Origin of the sequence: Nonomuraea sp. NPDC050394 (assembly GCF_044459065.1) — a bacterium.
In the GTDB taxonomy this organism is placed as follows: Bacteria; Actinomycetota; Actinomycetes; order Streptosporangiales; family Streptosporangiaceae; genus Nonomuraea.
Genome location: NZ_JBITIO010000002.1, coordinates 494,023 through 508,826, shown reverse-complemented (window position 1 = coordinate 508,826; position 14,804 = coordinate 494,023). Strand labels below are relative to the sequence as shown.

Below are 14,804 nucleotides of genomic sequence, written 5' to 3'. Positions count from 1 at the left end.
CGGGCACCGTAGAAGGAGGCACGCCATGCCCGCCCACGGCAACGCCAGGAACCGGCAGAACAACAACTCGCGCACCCGCGGCCGCGGCACCCGGACCACGCCCGCCGCCAACCTGCGCCGCCCACGCGGCGGCGGCGTGACCAAGACCAAGCGCCTCACCTCGGTGCCCGCCTGGACCGACACCGAACGCCAGACGCTCAGCTCCGACGCCGACAAGCGGGCGCTGCGGGCCGTCTACAACCGCTTCTACCAGGGCCAGGACCGCAAGCTTTCCCTGCAGGACGGCGTCACCATGACCAAGGTCTACAAGTTCGTCGCGGAGGCGGACAACGGCTACCTGAACCGGAGCGTCGACAAGGACGCGATGCGCAGGTTCAAGGCCGACGGCGGCCGGGTCTATGAAGTCGCCCCCCAGGGCGGCGGCGACTTCGACGCCCAGCTCGATTCCACCGGCAACTACTTCCGCGTCGAGAACCGCAACGCCGCTCGCGACGACGCCACCCTGGACGGCAAGGCGCGGCGCATCGTCGTCAACGTCAACAACCAGGACGCGGCGCTGCGCATCGCCCGCAACCTCACCCAGCTCTACACCGACCCCGCGGTCTCACGGTACTTCCGCCAGTTCAAGATGTATGTCTCCGGCAAGGACCAGCAGGACGTCCCCACCAAGCACGACAAGATCGTCATCTACTACGCGATGCGCGGCAGCAACGCGCCCACCGACCTCGTCGGCGACCGCATCGTCGAGGTGCTGGAGAACTCCGTCGGCCCCGACGACCTCGACGACCGGCTCGCGCCCTTCTACCGCCGCATCGCCCCGGGCATCGGCTGGTCGCACGAGCCCTCCCGCTACCTGAAGGGCCTGGGGAGGGGCAACGCCAGCTTCACCGAAGCGCGCTCGGAGGTCATCGCCAACGCCATGCTCGCCCACCCGCAGGTCAAGACCGCGCAGGAGTTCTACGACATGATCAACGCCGCGCTGCTCAACGCCAAGGTCGACCCGAGCCGGCCGCATCGCCAGGGCAGTTAGTCGGGCGCCCAGTACTTCTCCAGGACCTTCTCCAGGTCCCTGACCACCGGGGACCAGGTCGTGGTGAGCCGGTACTTGACGACGCGGTGGCCGCGGTACCTCAGCGTGTACTTCAGGAAGTCGGCCCCCTGCGGGCGGGCCTGCGACCTGCCCAGCTTCAGCCGCTTCAGGTGGGTCTTGAGCGTGCGCCACTCCGCCCTGGTCAGGCACTTGTCGACGGTCGGGCCGGTGCGGCGGCTGAGCCGTACGCAGGAGTTGGTGTAGACCCTCACGCGGTCGTCGAACCCCGCGAAGCCGCCCTCCCTGCGCAGCTCCACGAGCAGCTTCTTCTGCTGTACGGCGACTGCCTGCGCGGGCAGGCCGAGCCCGGCGACCAGGCCCAGCAGCAGCACCGGCAAGAGGATGAGGCGCCAGATCTTCATACTCCTTAGACGCGCGGCGGCGCCGCCCGGCTCACGTGTTCCTCGATCCGTTCGCGTTCCCACGCGCCGTTGCCGACGGCCAGGGCGTAGGCGAGGCCGAGGGTGTCGCCGGGCGGCCTGCCTTCGGAGGGCAGGATCGTGCCGCCGGTGAGGTCGCGCGGCCCGCGTCCACCGGGTCAGCCGTTCGACGCCGGGGGAGAGCCACTCCTCGGCAGGCCCTTGTGCCGGCCGGGAAAGCGTTTCCAAGGCAGGGTCTTCTCCTAGAGCCCGTACTCCTCCAGCAGGCGCAGCCACACCTCGCTGACCGCCGGGAAGGACGGGACCGCGTGCCACAGCGTCTCCAGCGGCACCTCGGCCGTCACCGCGATCGTCGCCGCGTGCAGCAGTTCGCCCACGCCGGGACCGACGAACGTCACGCCGACCGGCACCTTGCGCGACTCGTCCACGACCATCCTGGCCCGCCCGGCGTATCCGTCGCCGAGCAGGTACGCCCCCGCCACCGAGGCCATGTCGTAGTCGACCACCCGCACGTCCATCCCCCGGCGCCGGGCCGCCTGCGCGGTCAGGCCCACCGAGGCGGCCTGCGGGTCGGTGAAGACCACCTGCGGCGCCCCGCGCCCGTCCGCGCTGTCGCGCAGCGCCGGGCCGTCGTCCGGCTCGCCCGCCGCGCGCGCCGCGATGACGTCACCGCACACCCGCGCCTGGTACTTGCCCATGTGGGTGAGCAGGTTGCGCCCGTTGACGTCACCGACGGCGTAGAGCCAGTCGAAGCCCGGCACCCGCATGCTGTCGTCCACCTCGATGGGCCCCTCGGCCGCCAGGCCGACGCTCTCCAGCCCCACGTCGCCGACGGCCGCCTCGCGCCCGGTCGCCACCAGCAGCTCGTCGGCCTCCACCGCCGAGCCGTCCGCCAGGTGCACGGTGACCGGCCCGCCGTCCTCCGGCCGTTCCACCCGCTCCACCGAGACGCCGGTACGCAGGTCGATGCCCGACTTCCGCAGCGAATCGGCCAGCAGTTCCCCGGCGAACGGCTCCATGCGGCCCAGCAGCCCGCCGCGTACCAGGAGTGTCGTCTCGCGCGCGCCCAGCGCGTGCAGCGCCTGCGCCATCTCGCAGGCCACGACGCCGCCGCCCAGCACGACCAGGCGCCCGGGCACCTGCCGCACCGTGGTCGCCTCCCGGTTGAACCACGGGCGCGCCTGCGCCAGGCCCGGGATGCCGGGTACGACCGGGACGCTCCCGGTCGCCAGCACCACGGCGTGCCGGGCACGCAGGCGGGTCACCGTACCGTCGGCCGCGGTGACCTCCACCTCGCGCGGGCCGGTCAGCCGCCCGCGGCCGCGCACCAGCGTGGCGGGAAGCTTCTCCACCCACTCCACCTGGCCGCTGTCGTCCAGGCCGGAGATCGCCTCGTCGCGCCGGGCGAGCACCGCGGCGACGTCCACCGGGCCGGTGCTCAGGCCCGGCACCCGCGACACCTCGGCCGCCAGCTCCATCGGGCGCAGCAGCGCCTTGCTCGGGATGCAGGCGTAGTAGGAGCATTCGCCTCCGGCCAGATGCTCCTCCACGACCGCGGCGCTCAGCCCGCCGCGTACCGCCCGACCGGCCACGTTCTCCCCGGCCGGTCCGGCGCCGATGACCACCACGTCCACGTCCACGCGCGTCTCCCCTCTCGTCGGGCACCCACGCTAGCCTGAAACGCACGATGAACCGTTTGACCACGTCACGTGGCGAGCTTGAGCTCACCCGCCACCCAGAGGACCCTCGCGACCCGCTGCGCGCGTGGGACGCCGCCGACGCCTACCTGCTGCGCCACCTCGGCGAGCCGGCCGATCCGGGCCAGGTCGTGATCGCCTTCGACCGGTGGGGCGCCCTGGCGACCGCGCTGGCGGCGCACCGTCCGGCGCAGATCTCCGACTCCCACCTCGCCCAGGAGGCCACGCGCGCCAACCTCAAACGCAACGGCGTGGACGCCGACGCGGTCCGGCTGCTGTCCACGCGCGACGATCCGCCGCCGCGGGTCGGCACGCTGCTCGTTCGGGTGCCCAAGAGCCTGGGCCTGCTGGAGGACCAGCTCCACCGGCTGACGCCGTCGCTGCGTCCGGACACGGTCGTCGTGGGGGCCGGGATGGTCAAGGAGATCCACACCTCGACGCTGCGGCTGTTCGAGACCATCATCGGGCCCACGCGGACGTCGCTGGCCGAGCAGAAGGCCCGGCTGATCTTCAGCACGCCCTCCTCTCCGGCGGGTGGCGCGAATCCGTGGCCGCTGTCCTACGCCCTGCCGGGCGGCATCGGGCCCGCCTCCGGGCGTACCGTGCTCAACCACGCCGGGGTCTTCTGCGCCGACCGGCTCGACGTCGGCACCCGCTTCTTCCTCGCCCACCTGCCCCGCACCACCGGCCCGGTCACCATCGCCGACCTGGGCTGCGGCAACGGCGTCGTCGGCATGTCGGCGGCCCTGGACAACCCCGAAGCCACGATCGTCTACGCCGACGAGTCACACCAGGCCATCGCGTCGGCCCGGGTCAACGCCCCGCCGGGGGCCGCGCGCTTCCTGCTGGCCGACGGCCTGACCGGCGTCGACCCGGGGTCGGTCGACCTCGTACTCAACAATCCGCCCTTCCACACCCACCAGGCCGTCGGCGACGCGACCGCCTGGCGGATGTTCACCGGGGCGCGGCGGGCCCTGCGGCCCGGGGGAGAGCTGTGGGTGATCGGCAACCGGCACCTCGGCTACCACGTCAAGCTGCGCCGGATCTTCGGCAACTGCGACGTGGTGGCGGGCGATCCGAAGTTCGTGGTGCTGCGCGCGAGAAAGGGCCCGCCGTAGGGATCTTCCCGGCCACGACGGACATCCCGGCGGGGGACCTCGGCCACGAACGGCCCGGCCACGCGCGGTCCAGCCGCGCGCGGTCCAGCCGCACGCGGTCCGGCCACGCCTCGGTCTCACCGCCTCGCCGTCTCACCGCCTCACCGCCTCGCCGTGCGCGGGCGGTGGCGGTGGCGGTCGCGTGGGCACCGGGGTCGTACACGAGCACGGCCGCGCCGACGTCACGGTGAGTCCCCCTGAGGGGTGTCGGTCTGTGTGCCTTCGGGATGGCGGAGCCCCGTGACCGACTTCCGGCCGCCGTCCCTCCGCCGCCTGCGGCTGCGCCGGGCGGGGGCGCGGTGGGAGCCGGTGCCGGTCAGGGAGCGTACCGACAGCTCCTGGTAGCGCTCCGGATCGACCTTCTCGTCGCTGAGCAGCGTCCCCAGCACCGCGCACAGGAACCCGAACGGGATCGAGACCAGCCCCGGGTTCTCCAGCGGGAACACGTGGAAGTCGACCCCGGCGGGCAGCAGCGACAGCGACCGTCCCGACACCGGGTCCACCTTGCCGGAGACTACCGGCGACAGCACGACCAGGAGCACCGACGCCCCGAGCCCGCCGTAGATCCCGGCCACCACCCCGCTCGAGTTGAACCGCCGCCAGAACAGCGACAACACGATCGCGGGCAGGTTCGCCGAAGCGGCCATCGCGAAGGCCAGCGCCACCAGGAACGCCACGTTCTGGTGCCGGGCGATCACCGCCAGCCCGATCGCCAGCAGCCCGATCACACACGAGGAGAACCGGGCCACCGCCACCTCCTGCGACTCCCTCGGCCGGCCGAACATCAGCACGTGCCCGAAGTAGTCGTGCGCCAGCGAGGTCGAGGAGGCCAGCACCAGCCCCGACACCACCGCCAGGATCGTCGCGAAGGCCACCGCGCCGATGAACGCCAGCAGCACGTCACCGCCCAGCGCCCGCGCGAGCTGCAGCGCGGCGGCGTTGCCCGCGGGGTCCTGGGCGGCGATGGCGTCCTGTCCCACCAGCGCGGTCGCGCCGAACCCCAGCGCCAGCGTCATCAGGTAGAAGACGCCGACCAGGCCGATCGCCCAGTTCACCGAGGTACGCGCCGCCCGCGCGTCCGGCACCGTGAAGAAGCGGCTGACGATGTGGGGGAGCCCGGCGGTGCCCAGCACCAGCGCGAGCGCCAGGCTGATGAAGTCGAGCTTGTTGACCAGCGTCCGCAGCGGATCGCCGGCGACCTCCTTGCCGAACCGGCCGCCGGGCTGCAGGAACCCGGCGTGGCCGCTGTTGCGGGCGGCGGCGCCGAGCATGTCGCTCAGGTTGAAGCCGAACCGGCTCAGGACCATGACCGTGAGCACGGTGGTGCCGCCCATGAGGAGCACCGCCTTGATGATCTGGACCCAGGTGGTGCCCTTCATGCCGCCGAACATGACGTAGACGATCATCATGGCGCCGACCGCGACGATCGTCACGATCTTGGCGGTGTCGGTGGACACGCCGAGCAGCAGGGACACGAGCGCGCCCGCGCCGACCATCTGGGCGAGCAGGTAGAAGACGGACACAGTGACGGTCGAGGCCACGGCCGCCGTTCTGACGCGGGGCTGGCGCCGTACCCGATAGGACAGGACGTCGGCCATGGTGAAGCGGCCCGCGTTGCGCATCAGCTCCACCAGCAGGAGCGTGAGCAGCCAGGCGACGAGGAAGCCGATCGAGTACAGGAAGCCGTCGTAGCCCGACAGCGCGATGATGCCCGCGATGCCGAGGAAGGAGGCGGCCGACATGTAGTCGCCGGCCAGCGCGAGGCCGTTCTGGGCGCCGGAGAAGGCTCTGCCCCCGGCGTAGTAGTCGTCGGTGCCGCGGGTGTTGGCCCTGGCCCAGAACGTGATGACCAGCGTGATCGCGATGAACAGGACGAACAGTGTGAACGTCAGCGCCGGGCCCATCATGGGCGGCCTCCCCGGGTCCTGCGATGGGCGGCGGTACGGCGCGGCGGCGCCCAGCTCTCGATCCGCCGGCGCTCGGCCGCCAGCCGTTCGGCGTGCTCGCGCTCGGCTTCCATGGCGTCGGCCTCTTCCCGGAGCTGCTCGGACAGGGGGTCGAGCATGCGGCGGGCATAGCGTGAATACCGCCAGGCCAGGGCGAACGTGGACACGAACTGCAGCACGCCCAGCAGCAGGGCCACGTTGATGTTGCCGACCACCGGCCGGGCCATGAACTCCCGGGCGAAGGCCGACAGCCAGATGTAGAGGAAGTACCAGCCCAGGAACGAGGCGACGATCCCGATGGCCAGCCGATAGAACCTCGTCCGTAGTAACCGGAACCTCCGGTCTTGCGCCAGGCCCGCGTACCACCCCCGCGGAGCCCCGGCGCTGCGATGCCGCGCCTCCCCCACCATCACTCCTACCTGGTTGTGACATTCTGTGGCGAGTTGACTCCACAGTGATACGAACGATAGGGGCCCCAGGCTGGTAATTCCGGCGATTGGCGGGATTGCCCAAGAGCGTGGTCTTCGCGTGCTGGCGCTTCGCGCAAGGGCCTCAGGCCGTGTTTCCGGCCCCGGCCGCAACCCGAGCTCCTCGACCGCCTCCGCGGTGATCGACGCCATCAACCGCACACCACCGCCATTCAGCTCCCCATTCGCCGTCGCCTCGCCTTTGGCGATCCCCGTCACCCGAGCCGGAATCCTGTTACGCGCGCACTCAACCGCATGGTGTCCCTCACCTCGTTGACCGCTCGGCCTGTCGGCACCTGCCGACGAGTCCAGCGCTCGCGTCCCTGGCCACCCGCATCGGGCATGAGGTGACCGTGCCTGACGCCTCCGGAGCAATGCGGTTCCGGAAGTAGAGAAACCGGCAACTGCCGGCGCCCGTGCGCGGTCCTGGGGGCGCCATCGCCGGGACGAGCGGCACAGCCGAGGACCGCGTGTCCGGGTTTCAACCCTGTGGAAGGTCGGGCGTCCAGGCAACGTCGCCGTCCGGCCGATTCTCAAGCTCCAGTACGTCGATCGCGTCGAGCACGCCCCGCAGCCCGATCTGCTCGCGCTCGGCGTCCGTCGGGTCGGACAGCCGCTCGGTGATCGGGAGCTCGTACTCCTCCTCCGGACGGCCGGCCACGGCCTCGGACAGTTCGGCCTCGGCCTCGGCCTCGGCCTCGACCCCGATCTCGAGTTCGCGTAGAAAACTCGGCGTCGCCACCCATGGCCTCTCCTAAGCCTGGGCCGCGAGCCAGTCGCGGTAGCGGATCCGGCCGAGGGTGGCGCCGTCGCCGGGCACCAGCGTGCGTTCGCCGGGCACGCTGCCGAAGTAGCGCGCCCGCGGGTCGGTGACCACCTCGCGCGGGTCGCCCCAGGCCGCCAGGGCATCGCGGAAGAACTCATCCATCCGGGACTGTTCGGGTCCGGCCACCTCCACCCGCCCGTTCAGCGGCGGCCCGATCGCCACCCGGCCCACCGCCTGGGCGACCTCGTCGCCCGCGATCGGCTGGAACCGCACGGGCGCCACGTGCACCGTGCCGTCCACCGTGGCGGCGTCGGCGATGCTGCGGGCGAACTCGAAGAACTGCGTCGCGTGCACCAGCGAGAACGGGATCGACGAGTTCTCGATCAACCGCTCCTGGGCGATCTTCGCGGCGAAGTACTCGTTGTCCGGCATCCGCTCGGTGCCCACCACCGACACCGCGACGTGGTGGCCGACGCCCGCGTCCGCCTCCGCCGCCAGAAGGTTGCGGGTGGAGGTCTCGAAGAACTCCATCACCGCGGCCCGCTCGAACGACGGCGAGTTCGACACGTCGACCACCACCCGCGCACCGGCCAGCACCTCGGCCAGCCCTTCCCCGGTGAGCGTGTTGACCCCGGTGTCCGGCGACGCCGCCACCGCCTCGTGGCCGTCCTCCGTCAGCCTGGTCACGACCTTGGACCCGATCAACCCGGTCCCGCCGATCACCACGATCTTCATGGCACGCCTTCCTGTACGCCGGAGGCACCCGTTGCCCCGGTCGCCAGCTAAGACCGGGCAGCCTCCGGCGTTGTGACAGCCGCCGCGAAGAACCTTCTTCTATTCGACGAGCTTTCCCTCGCTGGAGACCTCGCGCATGAGCGCGGCGATCTCCGTGGGGATCGCGGGGATGGCCTCCCTTTCCACCGATCCGGGGCCGGACCACACGAGGTTGACCTGGAGGTCGGGGTCGAGTTCCGGGTAGTCGGAGCGGTTGTGGCAGCCGCGGGTCTCGCGGCGTTCGAGCGCGGTCTCGATCGTCGCGCGGGCGGAGAGCGCGGCGGACTTCAGGTCGAAGGCGTGGGCCAGATCCTGGAAACCGGCGATGTCCGGGTGCACGCCGACCTCGCCGATGCGCGCCTCCAGCGCGGCGAGTTCGTCCAGGCCCTTCAGCAGCCCGGCCTCGTCGCGGACCACGCCGGCGTGCTCGGTCATGATGTCGCGCAGGGCGCGCTGCAGGGCCCGCACGTTCTCGGGCCCGTCGGCGGCGAGGAGTTCGTCCACCTCTGTCCGCGCTTCGCCGAGCGCCTCGGCCGAACGGCGCTGCGCGGCCAGGCCGGCGGAGTAGGCGGCCGCCTCCCGGCCGACGATGCGGCCGAAGACGAGCAGCTCGATGAGCGAGTTGCCGCCCAGGCGGTTGGCGCCGTGCAGCCCGCTGGCGGCCTCGCCGATCGCGTACAGGCCGTCGACCCCGGTGCCGTGATCTTCGGGCCGCACCCAGACGCCGCCCATCGAGTAGTGCGCGGTGGGCGCGATCTCGATCGCGTCCTTGGTGATGTCGAGCATCTGCAGTTCCATGAGCGTCTGGTAGACGCGCGGCAGCCGCTCCATGATCGTCTGCCGGGGGAGGTGCGACACGTCCAGCCAGACGCCGCCGTCCGGGGTGCCGCGCCCTTCCTTGATCTCGGTGTACGCGGCCAGCGCGATCCGGTCACGTGTCGACAACTCCATGCGTTCCGGGTCGTAGCGCGACATGAAGCGCTCACCGAGATGGTTGCGCAGGATGCCGCCTTCTCCGCGGGCGGCTTCGGAGACGAGGGTGCCGGCGGCGTTCTCGGGGGCGATGAGGCCGGACGGGTGGAACTGCACCAGTTCGGGATCGCGGATACGGCAGCCGGCGAGGCTGGCCAGGCGGAAGGAGTCGCCGGTGTTCTCGTCACGGCGCGAGGAGGTACGCCGCCAGATGCGGGTGTGGCCGCCGGCCGCCAGGATGACCGCGTCGGCGTGGATGACGTAGCGGCGGCCGTCGTTCAGGTCGAAGCCGTACGCGCCGAAGACAGCGTTGTCCTTGACCAGGATGCGGGTGATGTAGGCGGTGTCGAGGACGGGGATGTCGAGTTGCGCCGCCCGGTTGATCAGGGTGCGCTGGATCTCCAGCCCGGTGTAGTCGCCGGCGTAGGCGGTGCGGCGGAAGGTGTGGGCGCCGAAGAACCGCTGCGAGATGCGTCCATCCTGCTCGCGGGCGAACGGCATGCCGTACCGCTGAAGATCTTCGATGCCCCGCGCGGCCCCTTCCGTGACAATCCGGACGGTGTGCGGGTTGGCGAGAAGGTAGCTCTCCTTGAGGGTGTCGGCGGCGTGCTGCTGCCAGCTGTCCTCGGGATCCATCGTGGCCAGCGCCGCGTTGATGCCGCCCGCCGCGAGCGAGGTGTGCGCGTCCGCCTTCGGCCGTTTGCCCACCGCGACAACGCTCACGCCGCGCTCGGCGAGCTCGATCGCGGCCCGCAACCCGGCCCCTCCCGTGCCGATGACCAATACTGAGGTGGCGATCCGGTTCTCTGGCGAATACATGGCGCTCCTTTAACCGCATCTGCGAAGAACAGTTCCTAATCTAATGACTTGATGCCGGCGTGATCTGTGACGTTGGCGCTGGTGAGAACGGTCACACCCGGCCACCGGTGCCAGGCAGGGGAGAAAAGTGGAAGATCTCGACGAGGCCGTGGCGGTCTTCGACGGTGTGCGGCCGCGCCTGTTCGGGATCGCCTACCGGATGCTGGCCAGCGTCACCGAAGCCGAGGACCTGGTCCAGGACGTCTGGCTACGCTGGCAGGCCTACGACCGCTCCACGGTGGAGAGCCCCGCCGGGTTCCTGGCGACGATCACCACGCGGCTGGCGATCAACGCCGCCCAGTCGGCCCGCGTACGCCGCGAGACCTACCTCGGCCCCTGGCTGCCCGAACCCGTCGACACCACCGCCGACCCCTACCTGGGCGCCGAGCGGGGCGAGGCTCTGGAGTTCGCGGTCCTGTTGCTGCTGGAACGGCTCTCGCCGCCCGAGCGCGCCGCCTACGTGCTGCGCGAGGCGTTCGGCTACCCGTACCGGGAGATCGCCGAGATCGTCGGGCTCAGCGAAGCGGCGGTCCGCCAGCACGTCAGCCGCGCCCGCAAACACCTGCGGGCCGGGCGCCGGGCCGCCGTCACCGTGGCGGAACAGCGCCGCCTGCTGGAGGCATTCGTCACCGCCGCCCGATCCGGGGAACTGGCGGCGCTGGAGGAACTGCTCGCGGCCGATGTGACCAGCTATTCCGACGGGGGCGGGGCCGTGCGCGCGTCCCGGTTTCCGGTGGAGGGCGCCGTGCGGGTGGCGAAGTACGTCAAGGCGTTCGCCGGCCACTTCTGGGTGGGGGTGGAGGTGGCATGGGCGAACGCGAACGGCCAGACCTCGGCCATGCTGACCCGCGACGGCCAGGTGTTCACGGTCCTCACGATCAACGGCACGCCGGACGGCATCGACCAGGTGCTGTGGATGATGAATCCCGCCAAGCTCCGCGGCGTGAAGCCAAAGACGCAGGCCTCGCCGGAAGGGCGCGGCGCTTCCCACCGGTGAGGGCTTCCCTTCGTGCTGTCCGATCGGCGAACCTCTTCCCGGTCACCGCGGCGGACGGAGTCTCGCGGCACACATGTCGTGCGCATGCGGTCACGGCGGCCCGCGGGAGGCTCTACGGTGACCAGCCATGAGAATCATCGTCGTCGGCGGCAGCGGCTTTCTCGGCAGTGAACTCGCCCGGCGGGCCGTGGCCGGCGGCCATCAGGTGGCCGCCACCTATCTGACCCGCCCCGGCCGGGCGGAGGGAGCCGAGTGGCTGGAGCTCGACGTACGCGACCGCGCCGCCGTCGCCGGCCGGATCGCCGCGTTCGGCGCTGACGTGGTGGTCAACGCCGCCTACCGGCCGGCGGACTGGGCGACGACGGCGGTGGGCGCCGCTCATGTGGCCGGTGCGGTGTCCGGGAGCGGCGGGCGTTTGGTCCATGTGTCCAGCGACGCCGTCTTCTCCGGCAAGGAGGTCGTCTACGCGGAGACGAGCGTCCCCGACCCGATCAGCCCGTACGGGGCGGCGAAGGCGGCGGCGGAGGTGGCCGTTCGGGCGATCGTCCCCGGGGCGGCGATCGTGCGGACGTCCCTGATCATCGGGGACGGCGGTTCGCCGCACGAGTTGTTCGTCCACGCGCTGGCGGCGGGGCGGGAGGGCGTGTTGTTCACCGACGACGTGCGCTGCCCCGTGCACGTCGGCGATCTCGCCGCGGCTCTCCTGGAGCTCACGGGTCCCGGCGCGGCAGGGGTTCACCATGTCGCCGGTGCGGACGCGGTGAGCCGGTACGAGCTGGGATGCCTGGTCGCGCGGCGGGACGGGCTCGATCCGGCCCGTCTGCCGACCGGCAGCCGCGCCGCCACGGACCTGGGCGGGCCGCTCGACGTGCGGCTGGACTGCCGGGTCACGCGGGCGCGGTTGCGGACCCGGCTGCGGGGTGCGCGGGAGTTCTTGAGCTGACGGAGTCCGCGGGAAGGGCGCGCGGGTCAGTCCGGGAAGCGGATGTAGACCGGCGGCACGCTCGTGGCGAGCCAGACCCCGTTGGCGGTCAGGTGGAAGTCATGACCGGAGGCGTGCATGGTGGCGGCGTCCACGACGAGGATGACCGGCCGGCCACGGCGGGCGCCCACCCGCCGGGCGGTCTCGCGGTCGGGGGAGAGGTGCACGTGGTGGCGGTTCATGGGGCGCAGGCCCTCGGCCCTGATGGCCGGCAGCACCCGGGCCACCGTACCGTGGAACAGGACCTCGGGCGGCGCCGCGGCGGGCAGGTCCAGATCGACGGGGATCGAGTGCCCCTGGTTGGCACGGATGCGGCCGTCCTCGACGGTGAAGCGCCGCTTGTCGTTGCGGGCGACGGCCTCGTCGAGCTCCTGCCGGGTGATCGGGAAGTGGTGTGCCGCGGCGGCGGCCAGGAACGTGCCGACGTCCGTCCAGCCGTTGGGGTCGAGCTCCAGGCCGATCCGGCCGGGCTCGTGCCGCAGGTGCTTGGACAGGTACTTCGAGACGCGCACCAGCCGCCGCTCGTCCATCAGCGCAGCCCGGCGAACAGGTCGTCCTCGTGGTCGGGGGCCTCGACCGTGGAGCTGACGCGGATGAAGGCCTCGTGGGAGAAGGCCATCCTCTGCGCCTCGTCGGGCATCTGCAGAACGAAGATGCTGTCGCCCTGGCTGGCGTGCGCGCGCAGCGCCTTCAGCTTGCGCTCCACCACCGCGGAGGCGTCCACGACTGAGGTGATGAGCTCGTCGGGGGTGCCGAAGTCGGCGTCCGGGTCGAAGTCCTCGCCGAAGTCGACGCCGGCCGCCTTCATCTGCTCGAACATCTCGCGCATCCGCGCCCGGGGGATGGCGGTGTAGTAGAACTTCGCCGGGATGCCCGTGCTCTTGGCCGCGGCGACCGCGACGCGGTGGGCCTGGATGTGGTCGGGGTGGCCGTAGCCGCCGTTCTCGTCGTAGGTGACGACGACCTGCGGGCGGTACCGCTCGATCAGGGCGCTCAGCTTGGCGGCGGCCTCCTCGACCGGCACGTTGGCGAAGGAGGAGGCGTCATGGTTGGCGTCCCAGCCGTCCATGCCGGAGTCCTGGTAGCCGAGCAGTTCGACGTGGGTGATGCCCAGATGCCCGGCCGACTCGCGCAGCTCGGCCAGCCGCTGCTGGGCCACGGCGGCGGCGTCATGGCCGTCCTGACCCGGCTTCACCCCGCCCACGCCGTCGCCCTGCTCCCCGTTGGTGCAGGTCACGAGGACGGTGCGAATGCCCTCGTCGGCATAGCGCGCAAGGATGCCACCGGTGCTCAGGACCTCGTCGTCGGGGTGGGCGTGTACGGCCATCAGCGTCAGTTGGTCCATGAGGGTGGAGCCTACTCGGCAGGCCCGACAAATCCCGCGCCGGTCTCACACGGCGCAGCGAGGCCGTCTCCACGGGACGGCGGCGATCGGCCAGGTCCCACAGGCGCAGCGAACGGCCGTTGCCCGAGGTGGCGAGGGGTGCGGCCGTCCGGGACGAAGGCGACCATGGAGACGCTGGGACCCCCGGCCTTCCCGCGGTCAGCGGGCGCCGACCGTGGCGGCGAGCACCAGGCAGGCCGCGCCGATGGCGTGGGCGCTGTCGTCCCACGGCCGCACCGAGATCTCCAGGCCCGACAGGACTCCGCCCTCCACCGCGGGGCGGAATCCCGGCTCCAGATAGGGCCACAGCACATGGCTCTCACCGATGACCGTGAGGGCCCGCACCGCCAGCACGTTCACTATCCCGGCCGCCGCCCTGCCCAGCGTGGCTCCCGCCTCGGCCATCAGGTCGCGGATGCCGGGCGTGCCGGCCAGCGCGAGCGCGTGCAGTTCGTCCACGGCCACCGCCCGTGAGGTCAGCCCCCGCTCCAGGGCCCGCGCGGCCAGCGCGTAGTCCGCGGCGTAGGTCTCCACGCAGCCGCGCCGCCCGCACACGCACGGCGGGCCGAACGGGTCGACGGGCACGTGCCCGAACTCCCCGGCCACGCCGTCCGGTCCCCGGTGTACGCGCCGGCCGAGCACGATGCCCATGCCGACGCCGCCGCCGACGGCCAGCACGAGGAAGTCGTCGTGGTCGCGCCCGGTGCCGAACAGCAGCTCCGCCGTCGTGCTGGCACGCGTGTCGTTGTCGATCAGCACGGGCACCGGCAGCAGTTCGGCCAGGCGGGGGCGCAGTGCCAGGTCCGACCAGCCGAGGTGGGGCGAGAGCCGTACCACGCCCTTGGCGGGGTCGATCACGCCGGGCACGGCGAGCCCGACGCCGCGCACGCGCTCACCCGCGCCCGGCTCGCCGAGCACCTCCAGGCACATCTTGGCGAGCTGCTCCACGGGTTCGTGGCGCGGGTCGAAGGGCAGGGTGAAGCGGCGTACCTCGCTGCCGTTGAGCCGCATGAGCACCCCCACCACGTGGGTGTGGTGCACACGCAGCCCGAGCGTGTAGGCGGCGTCGGGCAGCACCTCCAGCGGCACCCGGGGCCGCCCGCGCCCGCTCACCTGTGGAGCGAGTTCTCGCAGGTAGCCTAGGTCGATGAGCCTCCGCGTGTGCTCGGTGACGGTGGCCGCACCGAGCCCAAGGCGGGCCGCGATCTCCGAGCGGTTGAGCGGCTCCCGCCCGAGCATGGCCAGGATCTCCGCCCTGACCAGATCTTCACGCAATGTTCCTCCTGCCCCTTGACGTCCTCGGCCGACCAAGCCTAGGGTCCACGACCATAATA

Annotated in this window: 14 protein-coding genes and 1 pseudogene; 4 read left to right on the top strand and 11 right to left on the bottom strand. The window is 71.7% G+C overall.

What is annotated here, in order from left to right:
* The first annotated feature begins 25 nt into the window (after positions 1-25).
* On the top strand, positions 26-1,030 hold the full coding sequence (locus ACIBKY_RS10525) for a T3SS effector HopA1 family protein (protein WP_397096174.1): 1,005 nt from the start codon (positions 26-28) through the stop codon (positions 1,028-1,030).
* On the opposite strand, the gene ACIBKY_RS10520 is transcribed toward ACIBKY_RS10525, so the two are convergent.
* Together ACIBKY_RS10520 and ACIBKY_RS10515 are read right to left on the bottom strand one after the other, a co-directional pair.
* On the bottom strand, positions 1,027-1,452 hold the full coding sequence (locus tag ACIBKY_RS10520; RefSeq protein ID WP_397096172.1) for a hypothetical protein: 426 nt from the start codon (positions 1,450-1,452) through the stop codon (positions 1,027-1,029). The genes ACIBKY_RS10525 and ACIBKY_RS10520 overlap by 4 nt on opposite strands.
* Positions 1,453-1,712: 260 nt before the next feature.
* Entirely contained in the window at positions 1,713-3,110 is a 1,398-nt protein-coding gene (locus ACIBKY_RS10515; RefSeq protein ID WP_397096171.1) for a dihydrolipoyl dehydrogenase family protein, read from the bottom strand.
* A gap of 47 nt (positions 3,111-3,157) precedes the next feature.
* On the opposite strand from ACIBKY_RS10515, the gene ACIBKY_RS10510 reads away from it, so the two are divergent.
* A complete protein-coding gene (locus ACIBKY_RS10510) occupies positions 3,158-4,285 on the top strand; it encodes a methyltransferase (RefSeq protein WP_397096170.1) in 1,128 nt (375 codons plus the stop codon).
* A gap of 221 nt (positions 4,286-4,506) precedes the next feature.
* Here ACIBKY_RS10510 and ACIBKY_RS10505 read toward each other — a convergent pair whose 3' ends face one another.
* The 6 genes and pseudogenes from ACIBKY_RS10505 to ACIBKY_RS10480 form a co-directional block, all read right to left on the bottom strand.
* A complete protein-coding gene (locus ACIBKY_RS10505; RefSeq protein WP_397096168.1) occupies positions 4,507-6,231 on the bottom strand; it encodes a cation acetate symporter in 1,725 nt (574 codons plus the stop codon).
* Positions 6,228-6,680, bottom strand: coding sequence for a DUF485 domain-containing protein (locus ACIBKY_RS10500; RefSeq protein ID WP_397096866.1), 453 nt, complete (start codon positions 6,678-6,680; stop codon positions 6,228-6,230). The genes ACIBKY_RS10505 and ACIBKY_RS10500 overlap by 4 nt, the downstream gene beginning before the upstream one ends.
* A 171-nt stretch (positions 6,681-6,851) precedes the next feature.
* Positions 6,852-7,112, bottom strand: a pseudogene (locus ACIBKY_RS10495) (hypothetical protein); the annotation flags it as partial.
* 106 nt (positions 7,113-7,218) lie between these two features.
* Positions 7,219-7,479, bottom strand: coding sequence for a hypothetical protein (locus tag ACIBKY_RS10490; RefSeq protein WP_397096167.1), 261 nt, complete (start codon positions 7,477-7,479; stop codon positions 7,219-7,221).
* A gap of 12 nt (positions 7,480-7,491) precedes the next feature.
* The gene (locus ACIBKY_RS10485) at positions 7,492-8,238 is read right to left on the bottom strand and encodes an SDR family oxidoreductase (protein WP_397096166.1); all 747 of its coding nucleotides are present in this window, start codon (positions 8,236-8,238) and stop codon (positions 7,492-7,494) included.
* Between the two features lie 99 nt (positions 8,239-8,337).
* The gene (locus ACIBKY_RS10480) at positions 8,338-10,068 is read right to left on the bottom strand and encodes an L-aspartate oxidase (protein WP_397096165.1); all 1,731 of its coding nucleotides are present in this window, start codon (positions 10,066-10,068) and stop codon (positions 8,338-8,340) included.
* A 127-nt stretch (positions 10,069-10,195) separates the two neighbouring features.
* Here ACIBKY_RS10480 and ACIBKY_RS10475 point away from each other — a divergent pair, with 127 nt between their 5' ends.
* Together ACIBKY_RS10475 and ACIBKY_RS10470 are read left to right on the top strand one after the other, a co-directional pair.
* On the top strand, positions 10,196-11,104 hold the full coding sequence (locus ACIBKY_RS10475; RefSeq protein ID WP_397096163.1) for an RNA polymerase sigma-70 factor: 909 nt from the start codon (positions 10,196-10,198) through the stop codon (positions 11,102-11,104).
* Positions 11,105-11,231: 127 nt separating this feature from the next.
* A complete protein-coding gene (locus ACIBKY_RS10470) occupies positions 11,232-12,047 on the top strand; it encodes an SDR family oxidoreductase (RefSeq protein WP_397096161.1) in 816 nt (271 codons plus the stop codon).
* Positions 12,048-12,073: 26 nt separating this feature from the next.
* Here ACIBKY_RS10470 and ACIBKY_RS10465 read toward each other — a convergent pair whose 3' ends face one another.
* The 3 genes from ACIBKY_RS10465 to ACIBKY_RS10455 form a co-directional block, all read right to left on the bottom strand.
* Positions 12,074-12,616, bottom strand: coding sequence for an RNA 2'-phosphotransferase (locus tag ACIBKY_RS10465; protein ID WP_397096159.1), 543 nt, complete (start codon positions 12,614-12,616; stop codon positions 12,074-12,076).
* The gene (locus ACIBKY_RS10460; protein ID WP_397096157.1) at positions 12,616-13,431 is read right to left on the bottom strand and encodes a PIG-L family deacetylase; all 816 of its coding nucleotides are present in this window, start codon (positions 13,429-13,431) and stop codon (positions 12,616-12,618) included. Before ACIBKY_RS10460 ends, ACIBKY_RS10465 begins: the two co-directional genes overlap by 1 nt.
* Positions 13,432-13,629: 198 nt before the next feature.
* On the bottom strand, positions 13,630-14,745 hold the full coding sequence (locus ACIBKY_RS10455; RefSeq protein WP_397096155.1) for an ROK family protein: 1,116 nt from the start codon (positions 14,743-14,745) through the stop codon (positions 13,630-13,632).
* Positions 14,746-14,804: the final 59 nt, after the last annotated feature.

Excerpts from the sequence above, each read along its gene's own strand:
- ACIBKY_RS10460 (WP_397096157.1), bottom strand. The coding sequence starts at position 13,431 with ATGGACCAACTGACGCTGATGGCCGTACACGCCCACCCCGACGACGAG.
- ACIBKY_RS10505 (WP_397096168.1), bottom strand. The coding sequence starts at position 6,231 with ATGATGGGCCCGGCGCTGACGTTCACACTGTTCGTCCTGTTCATCGCG.
- ACIBKY_RS10510 (WP_397096170.1), top strand. The coding sequence starts at position 3,158 with ATGAACCGTTTGACCACGTCACGTGGCGAGCTTGAGCTCACCCGCCAC.
- ACIBKY_RS10465 (WP_397096159.1), bottom strand. The coding sequence starts at position 12,616 with ATGGACGAGCGGCGGCTGGTGCGCGTCTCGAAGTACCTGTCCAAGCAC.
- ACIBKY_RS10485 (WP_397096166.1), bottom strand. The coding sequence starts at position 8,238 with ATGAAGATCGTGGTGATCGGCGGGACCGGGTTGATCGGGTCCAAGGTC.
- ACIBKY_RS10520 (WP_397096172.1), bottom strand. The coding sequence starts at position 1,452 with ATGAAGATCTGGCGCCTCATCCTCTTGCCGGTGCTGCTGCTGGGCCTG.
- ACIBKY_RS10470 (WP_397096161.1), top strand. The coding sequence starts at position 11,232 with ATGAGAATCATCGTCGTCGGCGGCAGCGGCTTTCTCGGCAGTGAACTC.
- ACIBKY_RS10500 (WP_397096866.1), bottom strand. The coding sequence starts at position 6,680 with ATGGTGGGGGAGGCGCGGCATCGCAGCGCCGGGGCTCCGCGGGGGTGG.
- ACIBKY_RS10480 (WP_397096165.1), bottom strand. The coding sequence starts at position 10,068 with ATGTATTCGCCAGAGAACCGGATCGCCACCTCAGTATTGGTCATCGGC.
- ACIBKY_RS10525 (WP_397096174.1), top strand. The coding sequence starts at position 26 with ATGCCCGCCCACGGCAACGCCAGGAACCGGCAGAACAACAACTCGCGC.